Source organism: Pseudomonas sp. efr-133-TYG-23 (assembly GCF_030209215.1).
Classification (GTDB): domain Bacteria; phylum Pseudomonadota; class Gammaproteobacteria; order Pseudomonadales; family Pseudomonadaceae; genus Aquipseudomonas; species Aquipseudomonas rhodesiae.
On the sequence record NZ_JARVSL010000028.1, the window covers coordinates 59,152 to 75,266 of the forward strand.

Sequence of the window (16,115 nt, forward strand, 5' to 3'; positions counted from 1 at the left end):
CCTTTGCCATGTTGAATTTCTCTGCCCATGAGTACCCCTATCCGTCGCAACGTCAACGTGTGTTCGCCCATCGCGGCATGGTAGCCGCGTCCCAGCCCCTGGCCGCTCAGGCCGGTATTGAAGTCATGCAGCAGGGCGGCAATGCCATCGATGCCGCCATCGCCACGGCGGCGGCGCTCACCGTAGTTGAACCCACCGGCTGCGGCCTGGGGGGCGATGCGTTTGCGCTGGTCTGGTGCAAAGGCCAACTGCACGGTCTGAACGGCAACGGCCATGCGCCGGCAGCGTTGAGTATCGAGGCGGTCAAGGCAGCCGGCTACGAGCGTATGCCGCTGTACGGTTGGACGCCGGTGACAGTGCCTGGCTGCCCGTCGGCCTGGGCGGAACTGTCGCAACGCTTCGGCAAGTTGCCCTTCGCTGCGCTGCTGCAACCGGCCATCCGCTTGGCACGGGATGGTTTTCCAGTGTCGCCGGTGGTTGCCCATCAATGGCAACTGGCCGTGAACGAATTCAGCCCCCATCGCGACCCGGTGCTCGATGCCTGGTTCGACACTTTCCTCATTGATGGGCGCGCGCCCAAAACCGGCGAGATGTTCCGCAATCCGGCCCAGGCCCGCACGTTGGAGGAACTGGCCGTCACGCGCTGCGAAAGCCTGTATCGCGGCGCCCTGGCCGAGCGCCTGGACGCGCATGCCCGCGCCACTGGCGGTTACCTGCGCGCCAGCGATCTCAAGGATTACCGCGCCCAATGGGTGGAGCCGATCCACATTAACTATCGCGGCGTCGACGTCTGGGAGATCCCCCCCAGCGGCCAGGGACTGGTCGCGCTGATGGCGCTGAAAATCCTCGAAGGTTTCCACTTCGATCACCGCGACAGCCCACAGACCTGGCATCGTCAGCTTGAAGCCATGAAGCTGGCCTACAGCGACGGCCTGCATTACATCACCGACCCGCTGCACATGCGCATGGCGGTGGACGACCTGCTCAGCGACCGCTACAGCAGCCGTCGCCGCGCGCAAATCGGTGAGCAGGCGCAACCGCCCAAACCTGGCGACCCGCACGCCAGCGGCACGGTGTACCTGGCCACCGCCGACGCCGAAGGCAACATGGTCTCGTTCATCCAGAGCAACTACCACGGCTTCGGCTCCGGCGTGGTACTGCCCGACAGCGGCATCGCCCTGCAGAACCGCGGCCAGGAGTTCAGCCTCGACGCCACCCACGCCAACTGCCTGGCTCCCGGCAAGAAAACCTTCCACACCATCATCCCCGGCTTCCTCACCCAGAACGGCCAGGCCCTCGGCCCATTCGGTGTGATGGGCGGTTACATGCAGCCCCAGGGGCACGTGCAGATGGTGATGAATCTGGTGGACTTCGGCCTCAACCCGCAGGCCGCGCTGGATGCACCGCGCTGGCAATGGTTGGGCGATATGAATGTCGGCGTCGAGCACGGCGCTTCTCGCGAGTTGGCAAATGCCCTGGCGCGGCGCGGTCACCAGGTGCAGATCGCCAGCGACCTCACCGATTACGGGCGCGGGCAGATCATCCTGCGCGACCCACACAGCGGGGTGTTATGCGGCGGCACCGAGCCGCGGGCAGATGGGCATATCGCGGTGTGGTAAGACGCACCATTTGCGGCTCATGGGCATTTTGGATAGGGTGCATACCTGCCCCCCCAGGATGCCCCCATGACCGATCCCGCTCCTAAAACCCGTCGCGCCCCCAAAGGTGAAAAACGCCGCGAAGAGCTGCTGGACGCGGCCTTGCAGGTGTTTTCCCGCGAAGGTTACAGCGGCGCGTCCGTGGCGCGGGTGGCGGCGGTTGCCGGTCTCTCGGTGGCGGGGTTGCTGCATCACTATCCCAGCAAGATCTCGTTGCTGATGGGCGTGCTGCAACGGCGTGACGAGATTAATCAGCGGATCGCCGATCAAGTGCGCGCCGAGAAGACGCTGTGCGGGTTGCTCGGCAGCCTGCGGGCGATCAATGCCGCGAACGCCAATGCGCCGGGGGTAGTGCGCGCGTTCACCATTCTCAATGCCGAAAGCCTGCTCGATGCACAGCCGGCCTGGGCCTGGTTCCAGCAACGCTATGAGGGGATCCAACGACGTTTGCAGGGACAGTTCGCCGATCTCGTGGCGGCGGGGGAAGTGCGCAGCGATGTGGACATCCCTGGGCTGGTGGAAGAAATCCTGGCCATGATGGATGGCCTGCAGATCCAGTGGCTGCGGTTTCCCGAGCGGGTGGACCTGGTGACGCGCTTCGATACCTACCTTGCGCGGGTCGAAGCGGCCATCAGAACCTGAGCCGAACGCGGGTCAAGTGTGAGAGGGCGCAAGCCCAGCCACACCCGACCGCGCTGGATCAGTTACCTGCAGCGCTGCCCTGGCTGCTGTCATCACTCATGTCATAGCCATCACCGTCGCTGGTGCCGCTGTCGCCTTGGTTTTGATGCAGCACGCCGCCGGTCTTGACCGTCGATTCACGCAACGTCGAGTTCAGCGCCGAACGTGGCAGCGGGTTGCTGGTGCCGGTCGACAGTTCCTGGCGGAACGGGTTGACCAGCTTGGCGTTCAGGCGAATGTCCTGGGACGACGCGCCCACCGACAGGGTGAAACTGTCGGCGTCCACCACCCAGTGCTTGCTCGCCACGTCGTAGTAGGCCAGCGAGCGGTCATTGAGCTCGATGGTGACGCGCTTGCTTTCGCCCGGCTTGAGGAACACTTTTTTGTAGCCCTTGAGTTCCTTCAGCGCGCGTTCGACTTTCGGGTTGTTCTGCCCCACATACAATTGCGCCACTTCGGCGCCGCCCACCTTGCCGGTGTTGGCCAGGTCGAACGAGACTTTGATCGGCGCACCGGCCACCGCCACCCCAGGGGTGACGCTGATATTGCTGTAGCCAAACGTGGTGTACGACAAGCCGTAGCCGAACGGGTAGAGCGGTTTGATGCCCTTTTTCTCGTAGCCGCGATAACCCAGGAACAGGTCGTCCTTGTAGCTCATCTCGTCCAGGGTTTCCTGGTTGTCGAACTTGGGGAAGGTCGCGTAGATCGGGTTGTCTTCGATATTGCGTTCGATGCTGATCGGCAGTTTGGCCGACGGGTTGACCTTGCCCAGCAGGATCTCCGCCAACGCCTGGCCACCGTTCTGTCCAGGGTAGAACGCATGCAGCGCGGCCGGCACCTGATCGACCCAGTCGCTCATCTTCAACCCGGTGCCGCCGTGCAGGGTGACGACGGTGTTCGGGTTGACCTTGGCGATGCTCTGAATCAGCAGGTTCTGATATTCCGGCAGATCGAAGCTGTGGTCGAAGCCTTCGCCTTCGTACTCGTTGCTGTTACCGGCCGCGACCAGTACCGCGTCGTAGTTGGCCAGGTCCTTTGGCGCCACCAACGAAGCCCAACTCATCTGCACGCCCACCAGGCCGCCCATGGTCGAGAGGTAGCCATTGCGACGCGAGTATTCCAGCTTGATGTCGACCGGTTTGCCGGCCTCCAGCTTGACCTTGGCAAACACCGGAATGGTCGGCGGGATGCTGTTGTTGGGCAGCGGCTTGCCGTCGCCGTTATCGAGGACTTTCTGGCCGTTCACGTACAGGCGCACCGCACCGTCGGCGCGCACCTTGAACACCTGCTCGCCGCTGACCGTCGGGGTAATCTGGCCGCTGTAGCGGATCGATGTGGCGGCGGTATCGCCGTTGACCGGCAGGCTGTCGGTGGACCAGTCCAGGTCGACATGCTGGTCGGTGCGGCGCGCGGCCGGGTCGCCGGACCAGTTGGCGTTGCTGAAGAACTCGGTCTTCAAGCCCTTGACGGGGTTGCCGTCGCTGTCGGCGTGGGTCCAGCTCGAGGTGGCCGGGTCCAGGGACAGGCCGTCGATAAACTCCACCTTTGCGCCCGGCGCCAATTGCTGCAGGCCGCTCAGCTCGCTGATGTAGTTGGCTGCCATCACGTTGGCACTGCCGAAACCGGTGGGCGGCGCGTACTTGGCGAGGCTGCCGACCACGGCGATGCGCTTGACCTTCTTGGCATCCAGCGGCAGCAGGTTGTTCTGGTTCTTGAGCAGCACAATGCCTTCGCGCGCGGCATTCAGCGCCACGCGATTGCTGGTGGCGCTGTTCATGTTGTGGCTGGTCAACGGCGCCTTGCTGTCGAACTTGTACAGGTAGATCTGCTTGAGGATGCGCCGCACTTTGTCATCAATGGTCGCGCTGCTCAGCTCGCCGCTGTCCAGGTACGGCTTGAGCACCGTGCTGTTCATCTGGTAGCCCATCATGTCCAGATCGGTGCCGGCCTGGGCTGCGGGCAAGCCATCGACCACGGCGTTGTAGTCGCTCTGCACAAAGCCCGGATAGCCCCATTCGGTTTTCAGAATGTCGTGCATCAGGTGCTTGTTCTGGCAGGCGAACTCGCCGTTCACTTTCTGGAAGGCGCACATCATCATCGCAACTTTGCTGTTCTTGGACGCGGATTCGAACGGCGGCAACGTCATCTCGCGCAGCACGCGTTCGCTGATGATTTCATTGAGGTGGAAGCGGTTGCTTTCCTGATCGTTGGCGGCGAAATGCTTGGCATTGGCCCACACGCCACGGGACTGGATACCGTTGATCAACGCAGGACCCAGGCTGGCGCCGAGGAACGGGTCTTCACCGGACAGGTACTCGAACGCACGGCCGCTGTACGGCATGCGGTACAGGTTCACACCGGGGCCGGTGACGAACTGATAGCCGCCGCTGGCGGTGTCATAACCCAGCGCCCGGCCCAAGTCGATGGCGCGGCGCGGGTTCCAGCTGGCTGCCAGGTTCGGGCCCGACGGGTACACCACGCCCTGGGCATTGCCTTCGCTGGTGTAGCGCACGCCCACGCCACCGTCGGCGCCGTGGATCTGTGGAATGCCGTACTGGCTCAGGGGTTTGACGTCCCAGCCACCGATACCGCCGATGTAGGCAAGTTTTTCCTCCATGGTCATCTTCGCCAGGGTTTTATCCGCCGCTTTTTCCGCGCGGCTCATTCGTCCCTCGTCCAGCGCCGGGCTGGTGCCCGCATGCACTTGGGACACCGCCAGGGCCAGCAGGGCGAGCGCCGACTGCGCCCCGATCTTTTTGCGTTTACTCATGGGTCTCTCCGACAACAACAGTTCAATCAATAGGCGCGTTAAACAACAGGGTTTGCTGCGCGCTCATCACTTTTTAAGGGCAATAGTTGCCCCTGATCGCAATTTTTAGCCGATGGCTAATTGCAAATACTTGGCGAAATTCGCGGACGTATTAGTTGGAAATTGTATTAATTATTCTTGTGGATGGTGTCTATGCGATATCACGCCATGGCATTTTGAATCGCAAAAACGTCACAATTAAGGCAATTCTTGCGCTTATAAGTCAAATAAAAGCTAATTTTTGCGAAAAATAAGAAATAATTCCTTACGTTTTGGAACTTACGTTAAACCTACAAGTCGATTGGTTTAAGAAAATATATGCAGTCATGGCGAACTAATGGCGTTGCTCAATAGTTCTAAAGTGCCATGTTTCATACAGGCTGTAACACATCCTGCTTTGGTGTAGGGTCTTGAACTTAGTCAAGGCGCCGCTTGAGCCGAACGCTGTTTTTTATCTGGAGAATATTTATGAAAGTTTCCCTGTTGGGTGCCGGTATTGTGCTGGGCGTTGCATTGAGTGGCGCGGCCATGGCCGCCGACTCCACCGATGCAGATGCCCAGTCTGGCGCTGCCGATTCCACGGTGCTGACCCAGACCCACGATGCCAAAGCCGCCAAGAAACAAAAGGCCGAAACCACCAAGGGCGGTCGCCCACTGAACAGCAGCCACCAGGCCGCGCCGAAAACCTCGAACTAACGGGAAAACCGATCGCCTGTGGGAGATGGCAAGCGCCATTCCCACAGGCCTGTTGAACATAGTCCCTCACATAGCCCCTCAGACCGTCACCCATGTCCAACCCTTCAACGCCCATCGATGCCTGCCAGACACCCCTCCCGGAGACCGACCAGGTCTGCGCCTGGCTGATGCGGCACGCCGGCCTGAAAACCGTCGATCTGGAGCGCGCTCGCCGTCTGGCCCAGGCGTCCGCCGACGACGAATTGCTCGGCCTGCTCACGCGCCTGGGGCTGGTTTCCGAAGTTGAACTGGCGCGCGCCTGGGCCCAATTGCTCGGCGCGCCGCTGCTATTGGCGGAGGCCGCGCCCGCGCTGCTCGATCCGTTGCCGGTGTTGACCGAGCGCTTTATGCGTCATTACCAAGTGGTGCCGGTGGGGTGGCAAGAAGGCGGGCTGACGGTGCTGTCGGCCAACCCGGCGCAGCGCTACGCGTTCCAGGCCCTGGCCTATGCGTGCGGGGTGCCGGTGTGGCTGGCGGTGGGGCCGCGCACCGAAGTCGATACCTTGATCGAGCGCTATTACGGCCAGGGCCGTTCGACCATGGGCACCTTGATCGAAAACCTTGATGAGCAGGGCGGCGCCTTGGAAGACATCGAACACCTCAAGGACATGGCCTCCGAAGCGCCGGTGATTCGGTTGGTCAACCTGATCCTGCAACGCGCCGTCGAGCAGCGCGCCTCGGACATCCATATCGAACCGTTCGAGAACCAACTCAAGGTGCGCTACCGCATCGACGGCGTGCTGCACGACGCCGAAGCGCCGCCGTCCAGCTCGTCGGCGGCGGTGATTTCCCGAGTAAAGATCATGGCGCGCCTGGACATCGCCGAGCGCCGCCTGCCTCAGGACGGCCGCATCATGCTGCGCATCCAGGGCAAGGAGCTGGACCTGCGGGTGTCCACGGTGCCCACCAGTTTTGGCGAGTCGGTGGTGATGCGTTTGCTCGACCGCCAGACCGTACGCTTCGACTTCCAGAGCCTGGGCTTTGACGGCGAGCGCCTGCAAACTTTTCTCGATGTGCTGGAGCGGCCCCACGGCATTCTGCTGGTCACCGGCCCGACCGGCTCGGGAAAAACCACCACGTTGTACACCGCGCTGTCGCGGCTCAATACCGCCGAACGCAAGATCATCACCGTGGAAGACCCGGTGGAATACCAACTCGAAGGCATCAACCAGATCCAGGTCAAACCCGCCATCGGTCTGGATTTTGCCGGTGCGTTGCGCTCTATCGTGCGTCAGGACCCGGACGTGATCATGATCGGTGAGATCCGCGACCTGGAGACCTGCCGCATCGCGATCCAATCGTCGTTGACCGGGCACCTGGTGCTGTCGACCCTGCACACCAACAGCGCGGCGGCGAGTATCACGCGCCTGCTGGACATGGGCGTGGAGAGCTACCTGATCGCCTCGACGGTCAACGGCATCCTCGCCCAGCGCCTGGTGCGCCGCCTGGACCCAGCCACGCGCGTAGCCTTCGAAGCACCGCCTGAATTGATCGCGGAACATGGCCTGGATCGCCTGACGGACCGACGTCCGATTGTGCTCTATCGCCCCGGCATTGGTGGTTATCGCGGCCGTAGCGCCATCACCGAATTGCTGGTGATGAATGACGAACTGCGCAGCCTGCTGATGCGCCAGGCCGACGCTGCCACCCTCGAACAGGCGGCGCGCCGCAGCGGCCTGCGCACCCTGCACGAAGAAGGCTTGCGCCAGGCGCTGGCCGGCATCACCTCGCTGGAAGAAGTGCTGCGCGTCACGCGTGGGGAGGGCACGTGAGCCTGTTCAAATACCGCGCCCTCGATGCTCAGGGTGCGCCGCACAACGGCACCCTCGACGCCAAGGATCAACCCACCGCCGTGGCCCTGTTGCAAAAGCGCGGCCTGCTGGTGCTGCAGCTCGAGCCTGCGGGCCTCAGTGGCCTGCATAAAGCCCTGGGCCGTGGCCAGCTCAACGGCGCCGCCCTGGTCAGCTTTACCCAGCAACTGGCCACGTTGCTCGGCGCCGGGCAACCCTTGGAGCGCGCCCTCGGCATTCTGCTCAAGCAACCCGGCCAACCGCAGACCCGCGCGCTGATCGAGCGCATCCGCGAACAGGTCAAGGCCGGCCAGCCGTTATCCAAAGCCCTGGAAGCAGAGGGCGGGCAGTTCTCGCCGCTGTACCTGAGCATGGTGCGCGCCGGTGAGGCGGGCGGGGCCCTGGAAAACACCCTGCGTCAACTCAGCGATTACCTGGAACGTAGCCAGTTGCTGCGAGGCGAGGTGATCAACGCGCTGATCTATCCGGCGTTTCTGGTGGTCGGCGTACTCGGTTCCCTGGCGCTGCTGTTGGCCTATGTGGTGCCGCAATTCGTGCCGATTTTCAAAGACCTTGGCGTGCCGATCCCGCTGATCACCGAAGTGATTCTGGGCCTTGGGCAGTTTCTCGGCGCCTATGGATTAGCCGTGCTGGCCGGTCTGATCGTAACGGTCTGGGGCCTGGTCGCGCGCCTGCGCGACCCCCAGCGCCGCGAACGCTATGACCGTCGCGTGCTCGGCCTGCGCGTTATCGGCCCGTTGCTGCAACGGGTCGAAGCCGCACGCCTGGCGCGCACTCTCGGCACCTTGCTCAGCAACGGCGTGGCCCTGCTGCAAGCATTGGTGATTGCGCGACAGGTCTGCACCAACCGCGCCCTGCAAGCCCAGGTGGCCCAGGCCGCCGAGTCGGTCAAGGGCGGCGGCACCCTGGCCAGTGCGTTCGGCGCCGAGCCGCTGCTACCGGACCTGGCCCTGCAAATGATTGAAGTCGGCGAACAGGCCGGCGACCTGGACGGCATGTTGCTCAAGGTCGCCGATGTGTTCGACGTCGAAGCCAAGCGCGGCATCGACCGCTTGCTAGCCGCGCTGGTGCCGTCGCTGACCGTGGTCATGGCGGTGCTGGTGGCGGTGATCATGCTGGCGATCATGCTGCCGCTGATGAGCCTGACCAGCAATATATGAACCCACAAGGACCCACTCCCATGCGCCATACCCGATTCAAACCCGCCCGCCGCCAGGGCGGTTTTACCTTGCTGGAAATGCTCGCCGTGATCGTGCTGCTGGGCATCGTCGCGACCATCGTGGTGCGCCAGGTCGGCGGCAACGTGGACAAGGGCAAGTACGGCGCGGGCAAGGCCCAATTGGCCAGCCTGAGCATGAAGATCGAAAGCTATGGCCTGGACGTCGGCTCGCCGCCCAAGACCTTGCAGCAATTGGTCGACAAACCCGCCAACAGCGCCGGCTGGGCCGGTCCGTATGCCAAACCGTCGGACCTCAAAGACCCGTTCGGCCACGCCTTCGGTTACCGCTTCCCCGGTGAACACGGCGCCTTCGACCTGATTTTTTACGGCCAGGACGGCCAGCCCGGCGGCGATGGGTACAGTGCCGACCTGGGCAATTGGGAATAACCCATGCCCGCCCGCCAACGCGGCTTTACCCTGCTGGAAATGCTGGTGGTGATCGTGCTGATCAGCGTCGCGGCCGGCTTGGTAGGGTTTGGCCTGCAACAGGGCCTGCGCGCGGCCAAGGAACGCCAGGTGGTAGGGCAGATGGTTGAAGCGCTGCGCAGCACACGGGCGCGGGCGATTGTCAGCGGCGCCACGCAAAGCACGCTGTTCGACTTGAACACACTGAGCTTCCAAGCTCCGGATCGCCCACGCAAACATTGGCCCGCCGAGCTGCAAGTGACCCTGCACACCGCCGAACAGGCCGGCTCCGCGATTGAGTTCTACCCCGACGGCAGCTCCACCGGCGGTCATCTGCTACTGGCCCACGGCACGCGGCGTTGGCGCATCGATATCGGCTGGCTGACCGGCAGCGTGCAATCCAAGGCGTTGCCATGAAAAACCAAGGCGGTTTCACCTTGCTGGAAATGCTCGCTGCGCTGCTGTTGATGGCCCTGTGCAGCACGGTGCTGCTGGTCGCCTTTGGCCAAAGCGCACGTTCGTTGCTGCAAGTGACCCACAGCGACCGCCTCAGCCACGCCGCCCTCAGCGTGATGGACCAGGAAGCCTCCGGGCCCCTCGCCAACGGCGTGCGCCAGGGCGAACTGGACGGCATCGCCTGGCAGTTGCGTATCGCCCAACAACCCGGACGCCTCGGCCAGCCGCATTTGTTTCGCCTCGACCTGACCGTCAGCGAAGGCCCGCGCAGCGCGCAATTCAGCACCTTGAAATTGCGCGGAGCGAGCCTGTGAACACGCGACAACAGGGCTTCACCTTGCTGGAAATTCTTATCGTCATCAGCTTGCTGGGGGTGCTGCTGGTGCTGGTCGGGGGCGCGCTGCTGGGGGCCAATCGCGCGGTGCTCAAGGCTCAGCGGTATACGCTAAGCCTGGATGAAGTACGCGCGGCGCAGCAGTTTCTGCGTACGTCGATCAGCGAGGCGCTGCCCTTGGATGTTACCGAGGATGATAGCCAGACCGATGGCTTCTTTGTCGGCAGCGCCCAGCGCATGCAGTTTGTCGCAACCCTGCCCGGCGTGCTCGGCGGCGGCATCCAGCGCTTTACCTTGCAGTTGACCGGTGACCAGGCGCAGCGCGATTTGCAGGTGGCGTTCGCGCGGTTTGAGTCGCCGGCCCAGGTCAGTGTGCCGGCCTCGCGGGGCGAGCCGCAGGTGTTGCTCAGCGATGTCGAAGACCTGCAGATGAGCTATCGCGGCCTGTCGCCCAAGGGCCAGCCGACCGGCTGGCTCAGTGACTGGCCATGGTCGCGGCGCTTGCCGCAGGCGGTGCGAATCGCCGCGCGGGTCAACGGCCCGGTGCCATGGGTGACCCAAGTGATTGCGCTGCGCCTGAACCTATCCAGCGGGGCCGCGGAATGATCCGCCATCAACGCGGCGTCGCGTTGCTGCTGGTGCTGTGGGTATTGGCGTTGCTCAGCCTGCTGCTGGGCGGCCTGGCCGGTTGGGTGCAACTGGAAACCCGTCAGGCGGCGTGGCATCGCCAGCACACCCAGGCGGTGCTCGCGGCCGAAGCGGGTATCGCCCTGGCGATGCAGGCGTTCGCCGACCCGTTGCAGCGCAAACAGTGGATCGCCGATGGGCGCGAAATCCCATTGGTATTCGACGATGCGCAGCTGCGCGTCAGCCTGCGCAGCGAGCGCGGCAAGTTGTATTTGAACAGCGCCGAGGTGGCCGATTTTGCCCGCCTGGCCCTGGCCTGTGGTGCCAGCCAGGCCCAGGCCAACCAAGTGGCGCGGGACCTGGAGGTGCGTCGTAACCAGGGCCTGGCGCCGTTTCGCGTGGTGGAAGAACTGCGTCAATTACCGGGCATGACCCAGGCGCTGTACAGCGCACTCGTACCCGAGATCAGCCTGTGGAGCGGCCTCGACCGGCCTGACCCAGCCTTCGCCAGCGCCCTGATGCGCCGTGCCCTGAACCTGCCGCACCTGAGCGCGGTGGGCGCCGACCCCGGCGAGGTGCTGGTGATCGACAGCCACGCCGAACGGCCCGGCGGCTATCACGCCCGGTTGCAGGCCACCGTGTTATTGAGCCCCGCGCAAGGCAGCGCCCAACCTTATCGAGTACTCCGTTGGCAAGAATGAATGACTTCCTCGCGGCGCGCCTGCAGCCGCTTACGGCGCCTATCGCCCAGCGCTGGCGTGGCAGCCTGTTGCAACAGGGCTGGCGACTGTGGCTCAAGGAACTGCGTGGCTGCCTGCCGCGCTGGCTGTCGCTGCACGATATCCCCGACCGGCTCTACCACTGGCCACTGACCGCCGCCGTGCCGCCAGTGGTGGGGGAGGTGCGCCAGGTGTTGTTGCTGGCTCCGCAGGCGGTGCTGATGCAAACCCTGCGGCTGCCGCCGGCGACGGCGCGCAATCTGTCCACGGTGGTCGGTTATGAACTGGATCGCTTTACCCCGTTCGATGCGGACCAACTGTACTTTGTCGCCCGCCAGGAGCGCCGTACGCCGACCCATGTCGACGTGACCGTGGTGGCGATTTTACGTGAGCGTCTGGACCAGATCCTCAGCGACTGCGCCGCCCTGGGGTTGCAGCCCCATGCCGTGGATGTGCAGGACGCTGTGGGCAACGCCCTGGGCGTCGACCTGTTGCCGCCGCCGCTGCGCCGCCGTCAGCGTCCAGCCGGCAAGGGCTTGCAGCGCAGCCTGCCGTGGCTGTGCGGCGCCTTGATGATCGGCGCCATGGTGCTGTGGCTCGATGACCGTCAACGGGTTTTGCAGGCCATGCAGCAGAGCGTGCGCGAGCAAAAAGCGCAGGTGGCCGACGTTCAAGCGTTGCGCCAGCAACTGCTTAATACCCGCGGCGCCGCGCAGTACCTGATCCGCCGCAAAATGGCGCAACCGCCGCTGTCGGCGCTGCTCAACGAACTGACCGCGTGCCTCCCGCCCGACACCTGGCTCGACCAGTTGGAAGTCAGCGACGGTGCCGAGGTGTCCTTCTCCGGCCAAAGCGCCAAGGCCAGCGCGCTGATCACTCGGATCAAAGGCTGCCGCAGCCTGGAAAACGCCCAGTTCGAAGGGGTGATCCAACCCGATGCGCAAACCGGCAAGGATCAGTTTTCCTTGCGCGCCCACCTGCACCAGGAGGCCGCTGATGCGCCGACCCCTGACACCCCGTGAACGCCGTGGCGCCGCCCTGATCGGCCTGGCTCTGGTACTCGGCGCCGTGTACTGGCTGTTGATCGACAGCTGGTTCGCCGGCCCCTTGCGCGCTATGGGCGAGCAAGCCGAGCAGTTACGCGAGCAACAACAACGCTACGCCGGGGTACTGCGCCAGGCCGACAGCCTGCGCCAACAGTTGCAGCAGGCGCGCCAGGACCCCACCAGCAGCACCAGCCTATTGCCCGGCGATGACCCCAGCGCGGTGGCCGCCGACTTGATGCAACGCATCGCCGACCTGATCAACAGCCGCGCCACTGTCGGCGGCGGTTGCAGCTTGACCCAACGCATGCCGATCACCCCGGAACAAGACAACAGCGAGCCCTATCGCCAGGTCAAAGTCAGCCTCACGCTTAATTGCGCCATTGAGCCGTTGACCGCGATTCTGCACGAGCTGGAATACCAGCGGCCGTTTCTGTTCGTTGATGAAATGAGCATCCGCCGCGCGCCGAACGCGCCGGTCAGTGGCGGTGCCGGCAAGCTGGTGGTACACCTGTTGGTGCGCGGCTACCTGCAACCGGCGAGCGCGCGGCAGGTGCAGCCATGATCAGTGCATTGCGCCCCCTCGAATGGGTATTGCTCGGCGTGGCCGCGCTGTTGGGCCTGCTGATGGCCGGCATTCTCAGCAGCATCGGCGACGCACCCCAATGGCTGCCGGCGCCAGCGCCGGATGCGCGCACCCAGGCCGCGCCCAAGGTGCTGAATGCACCGAGTGCAAGTCTCGACAGCCTGGCCGGCACCTGGCAGGCGCCACTGTTCAGCCCGGATCGCAGCCCTGACCGCGCTGTCGGTCAGGCCGGTGTGTCCGGCTTGTCGAGCCTGGTGCTGACCGGCGTCCTTCTGGATGGCAACGTGCGGGTGGCGCTGCTCAAGCGCGCGGATGGCCCGCCGCTCAAAGTCCACCAGGGTCAGACCCTGCCCAACGGCTGGCGACTCGAACAGCTCACCCCACGCGACGCCCGTTTTGTGCTGGATGGCCGCACGCAAACCCTGAGCCTCAATACCCCGCGTTTGCCGCCGCCGTCCACGACGCCCCCGATTACCCTTCCTCACGAGTCCACCCCTTGATCGATACTTTCCCTGGCGCTTTGCGCACCACTGCGTTTTGCCTGGCCACCGCCGTCACCCTCGGTGGCTGCGGGACCTTTCCCGAGCACCTGGACGCCGACCCGGCGCTGTTGCACGAAGCGTTGCAAGGCACCGGTTCGCAACGCCCGCCGGTGGACCCGACAACGCAACAGGCACCGCTCGACAATCCCCAACCCAGCGCGAAAACCCCACCCCAGCGCCAGTTGATCCGTGGCAACCAGTCCTTCGTCCGCCCCCCAAGCGCCGCGCCCGCCGGTCGCGAGGAGAGCGGTGGCGACATCGTGTTCAACTTCGCCGACCAGCCCATCGAAGCGGTGATCAACAGCGTGATGGGCGACCTGCTGCACGAGAACTACAGCATCGCCCAGGGCGTGAAAGGCACTGTCAGCTTTTCCACCTCCAAACCGGTGAATAAGCAGCAGGCCTTGTCGATCCTCGAAACCCTGTTGTCCTGGACCGACAATGCCATGATCCAGCAGGGCAACCGCTATGTAATCCTGCCGGCGAGCCAGGCGGTGGCGGGCAAACTGGTGCCGCAAATGCGCGTGGCACAGCCGTCCAGCGGGCTGTCGGCGCGGCTGTTTCCGTTGCGCTATATCTCGGCCACCGAGATGCAAAAACTGCTCAAGCCATTTGCTCGCGAGAATGCATTTTTGCTGGTCGACCCGGCGCGCAACGTACTGAGCCTGGCTGGCACTCCGGAAGAGTTGGCCAACTATCAGGACACCATCGACACCTTCGATGTGGACTGGCTCAAAGGCATGTCCGTGGGTGTGTTTGGCCTGCAACGCGCCTCGGTGGCGGAGCTGATGCCCGAGCTGCAAAAGATGTTCGGCCCCGACAGTGGCATGCCCTTGGCGGGCATGGTGCGCTTCCTGCCGATTGAGCGGACCAACTCGGTGGTGGCGATCTCGTCGCAGCCGCAGTACCTCAGCGAAGTCGGCGACTGGATTCACACCATCGATGAGGGCGGCGGCAACGAGCCGCAAATGTACGTGTATGACGTGCGCAATATGAAGGCCACCGACCTGGCCAAGTACTTGCGACAGATCTACGGCACGGGCGCGATCAAGGACGACGCCCCGGCTAAAGTCGCCCCTGGCCTGCGCACCGCGACCCTGTCATCCCCCGGCACCAACAGCACCTCCGGCAGTACGCCGGGCGGCTTGAGTAACAACCTCAATAACAACCCGCCCGCCGCGGAGGATGAAGAGCAGGAGCCCGAAGCCGATCAGGACAGCACCGCCCAGGACGTCAGTGAAGGCGCCCCGGCCAAAAGCCTTGACGCCGGCACCCGCATCACTGCGCAGAAGAGCAGCAACCAACTGCTGGTACGCACGCGCCCAGTGCAGTGGAAAGAGATCGAATCGGCGATCAAACGCCTCGACAACCCGCCGCTGCAAGTGCAGATCGAGACGCGCATCCTCGAAGTCAAACTCACCGGTGAACTGGACCTGGGCGTGCAGTGGTACTTGGGGCGCCTGGCCGGTAATTCCACCAGCACCACCGTGGCCAACGCCGCCGGTAGCCAAGGTGCGCTGGGCGGTGGCGGGGCAGGGCTGGGGGCGACGGATTCGTTGTTCTATTCCTTCGTCAGCTCCAACCTGCAAGTGGCCCTGCACGCCCTGGAAACCAACGGCCGTACCCAAGTGCTGTCGGCGCCGTCGCTGGTGGTGATGAACAACCAACCGGCGCAGATCCAAGTGGGCGACAACATCCCCATCAGCCAGACCACGGTCAACACCGGTACCTCCGACACCACCTTGAGCAGCGTCGAATACGTGCAAACCGGTGTGATCCTCGACGTGGTGCCGCGCATCAATCCGGGCGGCCTGGTGTACATGGACATTCAGCAGCAGGTCAGCGACGCCCAGGACCAGGCCGTCAACAGCGACACGCAAAATAATCCGCGCATCTCCACACGCTCGGTCTCGACCCAAGTCGCGGTGCAGAGCGGGCAAACGGTGCTGCTCGGCGGCTTGATCAAACAGGACAATGCCGAGAGTGTCAGTGCGGTGCCTTACCTTGGGAAAATTCCGGGATTGCGCTGGTTGTTCGGCAACACCAGCAAGTCCAAGGACCGCACGGAATTGATCGTGCTGATCACACCGAGGGTGATCACCAGCAGCAGCCAGGCGCGACAAGTGACGGATGACTATCGCCAGCAGATGCAGTTGTTGCGGCCTGTTCAGTAAGCAGGTTTGAACTGCCTGCGTCATCGCAAAGGCTGGCTCATAACGCTGTGGTGAACAGGCTTGCCCTGCGCTGGGCTGCGAAGCAGCCCCACTTCAGACACTGTGTTTTTATCGGGCACACCGAGGGGCTGGGCTTGGGGGCCGCTTCGCAGCCCAGCGCGGGGCAAGCCCGCTCACCACAAAAAACTCATGGTCTCGGGTTTTGTTTTCACCGCAGATGTGTAGATATCTAAGCCAATCATAAATGCTGGCTCATAACGCTGTGGTGAGCAGGCTTGCCCTGCGCTGGGATGCGAAGCAGCCCCACTTCAAACAC

At 63.7% G+C, this 16,115-nt stretch carries 15 protein-coding genes; 14 read left to right on the top strand and 1 reads right to left on the bottom strand.

What is annotated here, in order from left to right; genetic code table 11:
- The first annotated feature begins 8 nt into the window (after window positions 1-8).
- The gene (locus tag QRN41_RS20260; protein ID WP_285422064.1) at window positions 9-1,619 is read left to right on the top strand and encodes a gamma-glutamyltransferase family protein; all 1,611 of its coding nucleotides are present in this window, start codon (window positions 9-11) and stop codon (window positions 1,617-1,619) included.
- A gap of 66 nt (window positions 1,620-1,685) precedes the next feature.
- The gene (locus tag QRN41_RS20265) at window positions 1,686-2,300 is read left to right on the top strand and encodes a TetR/AcrR family transcriptional regulator (RefSeq protein ID WP_167418467.1); all 615 of its coding nucleotides are present in this window, start codon (window positions 1,686-1,688) and stop codon (window positions 2,298-2,300) included.
- A gap of 58 nt (window positions 2,301-2,358) precedes the next feature.
- On the opposite strand, the gene QRN41_RS20270 is transcribed toward QRN41_RS20265, so the two are convergent.
- Window positions 2,359-5,109, bottom strand: coding sequence for a glycoside hydrolase family 3 C-terminal domain-containing protein (locus tag QRN41_RS20270; protein ID WP_034136902.1), 2,751 nt, complete (start codon window positions 5,107-5,109; stop codon window positions 2,359-2,361).
- A 507-nt stretch (window positions 5,110-5,616) separates the two neighbouring features.
- On the opposite strand from QRN41_RS20270, the gene QRN41_RS20275 reads away from it, so the two are divergent.
- From QRN41_RS20275 to gspD, 12 genes are all read left to right on the top strand, one after another.
- On the top strand, window positions 5,617-5,844 hold the full coding sequence (locus QRN41_RS20275) for a hypothetical protein (protein WP_034099010.1): 228 nt from the start codon (window positions 5,617-5,619) through the stop codon (window positions 5,842-5,844).
- Window positions 5,845-5,936: 92 nt separating this feature from the next.
- Window positions 5,937-7,655: a type II secretion system ATPase GspE gene (gene gspE, locus QRN41_RS20280; protein ID WP_047882628.1), complete on the top strand. Its 1,719-nt coding sequence runs from the start codon at window positions 5,937-5,939 to the stop codon at window positions 7,653-7,655.
- The gene (gene gspF, locus QRN41_RS20285) at window positions 7,652-8,854 is read left to right on the top strand and encodes a type II secretion system inner membrane protein GspF (protein ID WP_167418466.1); all 1,203 of its coding nucleotides are present in this window, start codon (window positions 7,652-7,654) and stop codon (window positions 8,852-8,854) included. The genes gspE and gspF overlap by 4 nt, the downstream gene beginning before the upstream one ends.
- Before the next feature lie 20 nt (window positions 8,855-8,874).
- On the top strand, window positions 8,875-9,300 hold the full coding sequence (gene gspG, locus QRN41_RS20290) for a type II secretion system major pseudopilin GspG (protein WP_034111054.1): 426 nt from the start codon (window positions 8,875-8,877) through the stop codon (window positions 9,298-9,300).
- A gap of 3 nt (window positions 9,301-9,303) precedes the next feature.
- Window positions 9,304-9,735, top strand: coding sequence for a type II secretion system protein (locus QRN41_RS20295; RefSeq protein ID WP_167418465.1), 432 nt, complete (start codon window positions 9,304-9,306; stop codon window positions 9,733-9,735).
- A complete protein-coding gene (locus tag QRN41_RS20300; protein ID WP_034098999.1) occupies window positions 9,732-10,088 on the top strand; it encodes a prepilin-type N-terminal cleavage/methylation domain-containing protein in 357 nt (118 codons plus the stop codon). The genes QRN41_RS20295 and QRN41_RS20300 overlap by 4 nt, the downstream gene beginning before the upstream one ends.
- The gene (locus QRN41_RS20305) at window positions 10,085-10,714 is read left to right on the top strand and encodes a type II secretion system protein GspJ (RefSeq protein WP_167418464.1); all 630 of its coding nucleotides are present in this window, start codon (window positions 10,085-10,087) and stop codon (window positions 10,712-10,714) included. The genes QRN41_RS20300 and QRN41_RS20305 overlap by 4 nt, the downstream gene beginning before the upstream one ends.
- Window positions 10,711-11,436, top strand: coding sequence for a general secretion pathway protein GspK (locus QRN41_RS20310; RefSeq protein WP_040268841.1), 726 nt, complete (start codon window positions 10,711-10,713; stop codon window positions 11,434-11,436). The genes QRN41_RS20305 and QRN41_RS20310 overlap by 4 nt, the downstream gene beginning before the upstream one ends.
- Window positions 11,433-12,476 carry a type II secretion system protein GspL gene (locus tag QRN41_RS20315; RefSeq protein WP_167418463.1) on the top strand — a complete coding sequence of 348 codons (1,044 nt, stop codon included), beginning with the start codon at window positions 11,433-11,435 and terminating at the stop codon, window positions 12,474-12,476. Before QRN41_RS20310 ends, QRN41_RS20315 begins: the two co-directional genes overlap by 4 nt.
- A complete protein-coding gene (gene gspM, locus QRN41_RS20320) occupies window positions 12,451-13,062 on the top strand; it encodes a type II secretion system protein GspM (protein WP_167418462.1) in 612 nt (203 codons plus the stop codon). Before QRN41_RS20315 ends, gspM begins: the two co-directional genes overlap by 26 nt.
- Window positions 13,059-13,583, top strand: a complete 525-nt coding sequence (locus tag QRN41_RS20325) for a type II secretion system protein, XpsN-like (protein WP_167418461.1) — start codon at window positions 13,059-13,061, stop codon at window positions 13,581-13,583. Before gspM ends, QRN41_RS20325 begins: the two co-directional genes overlap by 4 nt.
- Window positions 13,580-15,799, top strand: coding sequence for a type II secretion system secretin GspD (gene gspD, locus QRN41_RS20330; protein ID WP_167418460.1), 2,220 nt, complete (start codon window positions 13,580-13,582; stop codon window positions 15,797-15,799). Before QRN41_RS20325 ends, gspD begins: the two co-directional genes overlap by 4 nt.
- Window positions 15,800-16,115: the final 316 nt, after the last annotated feature.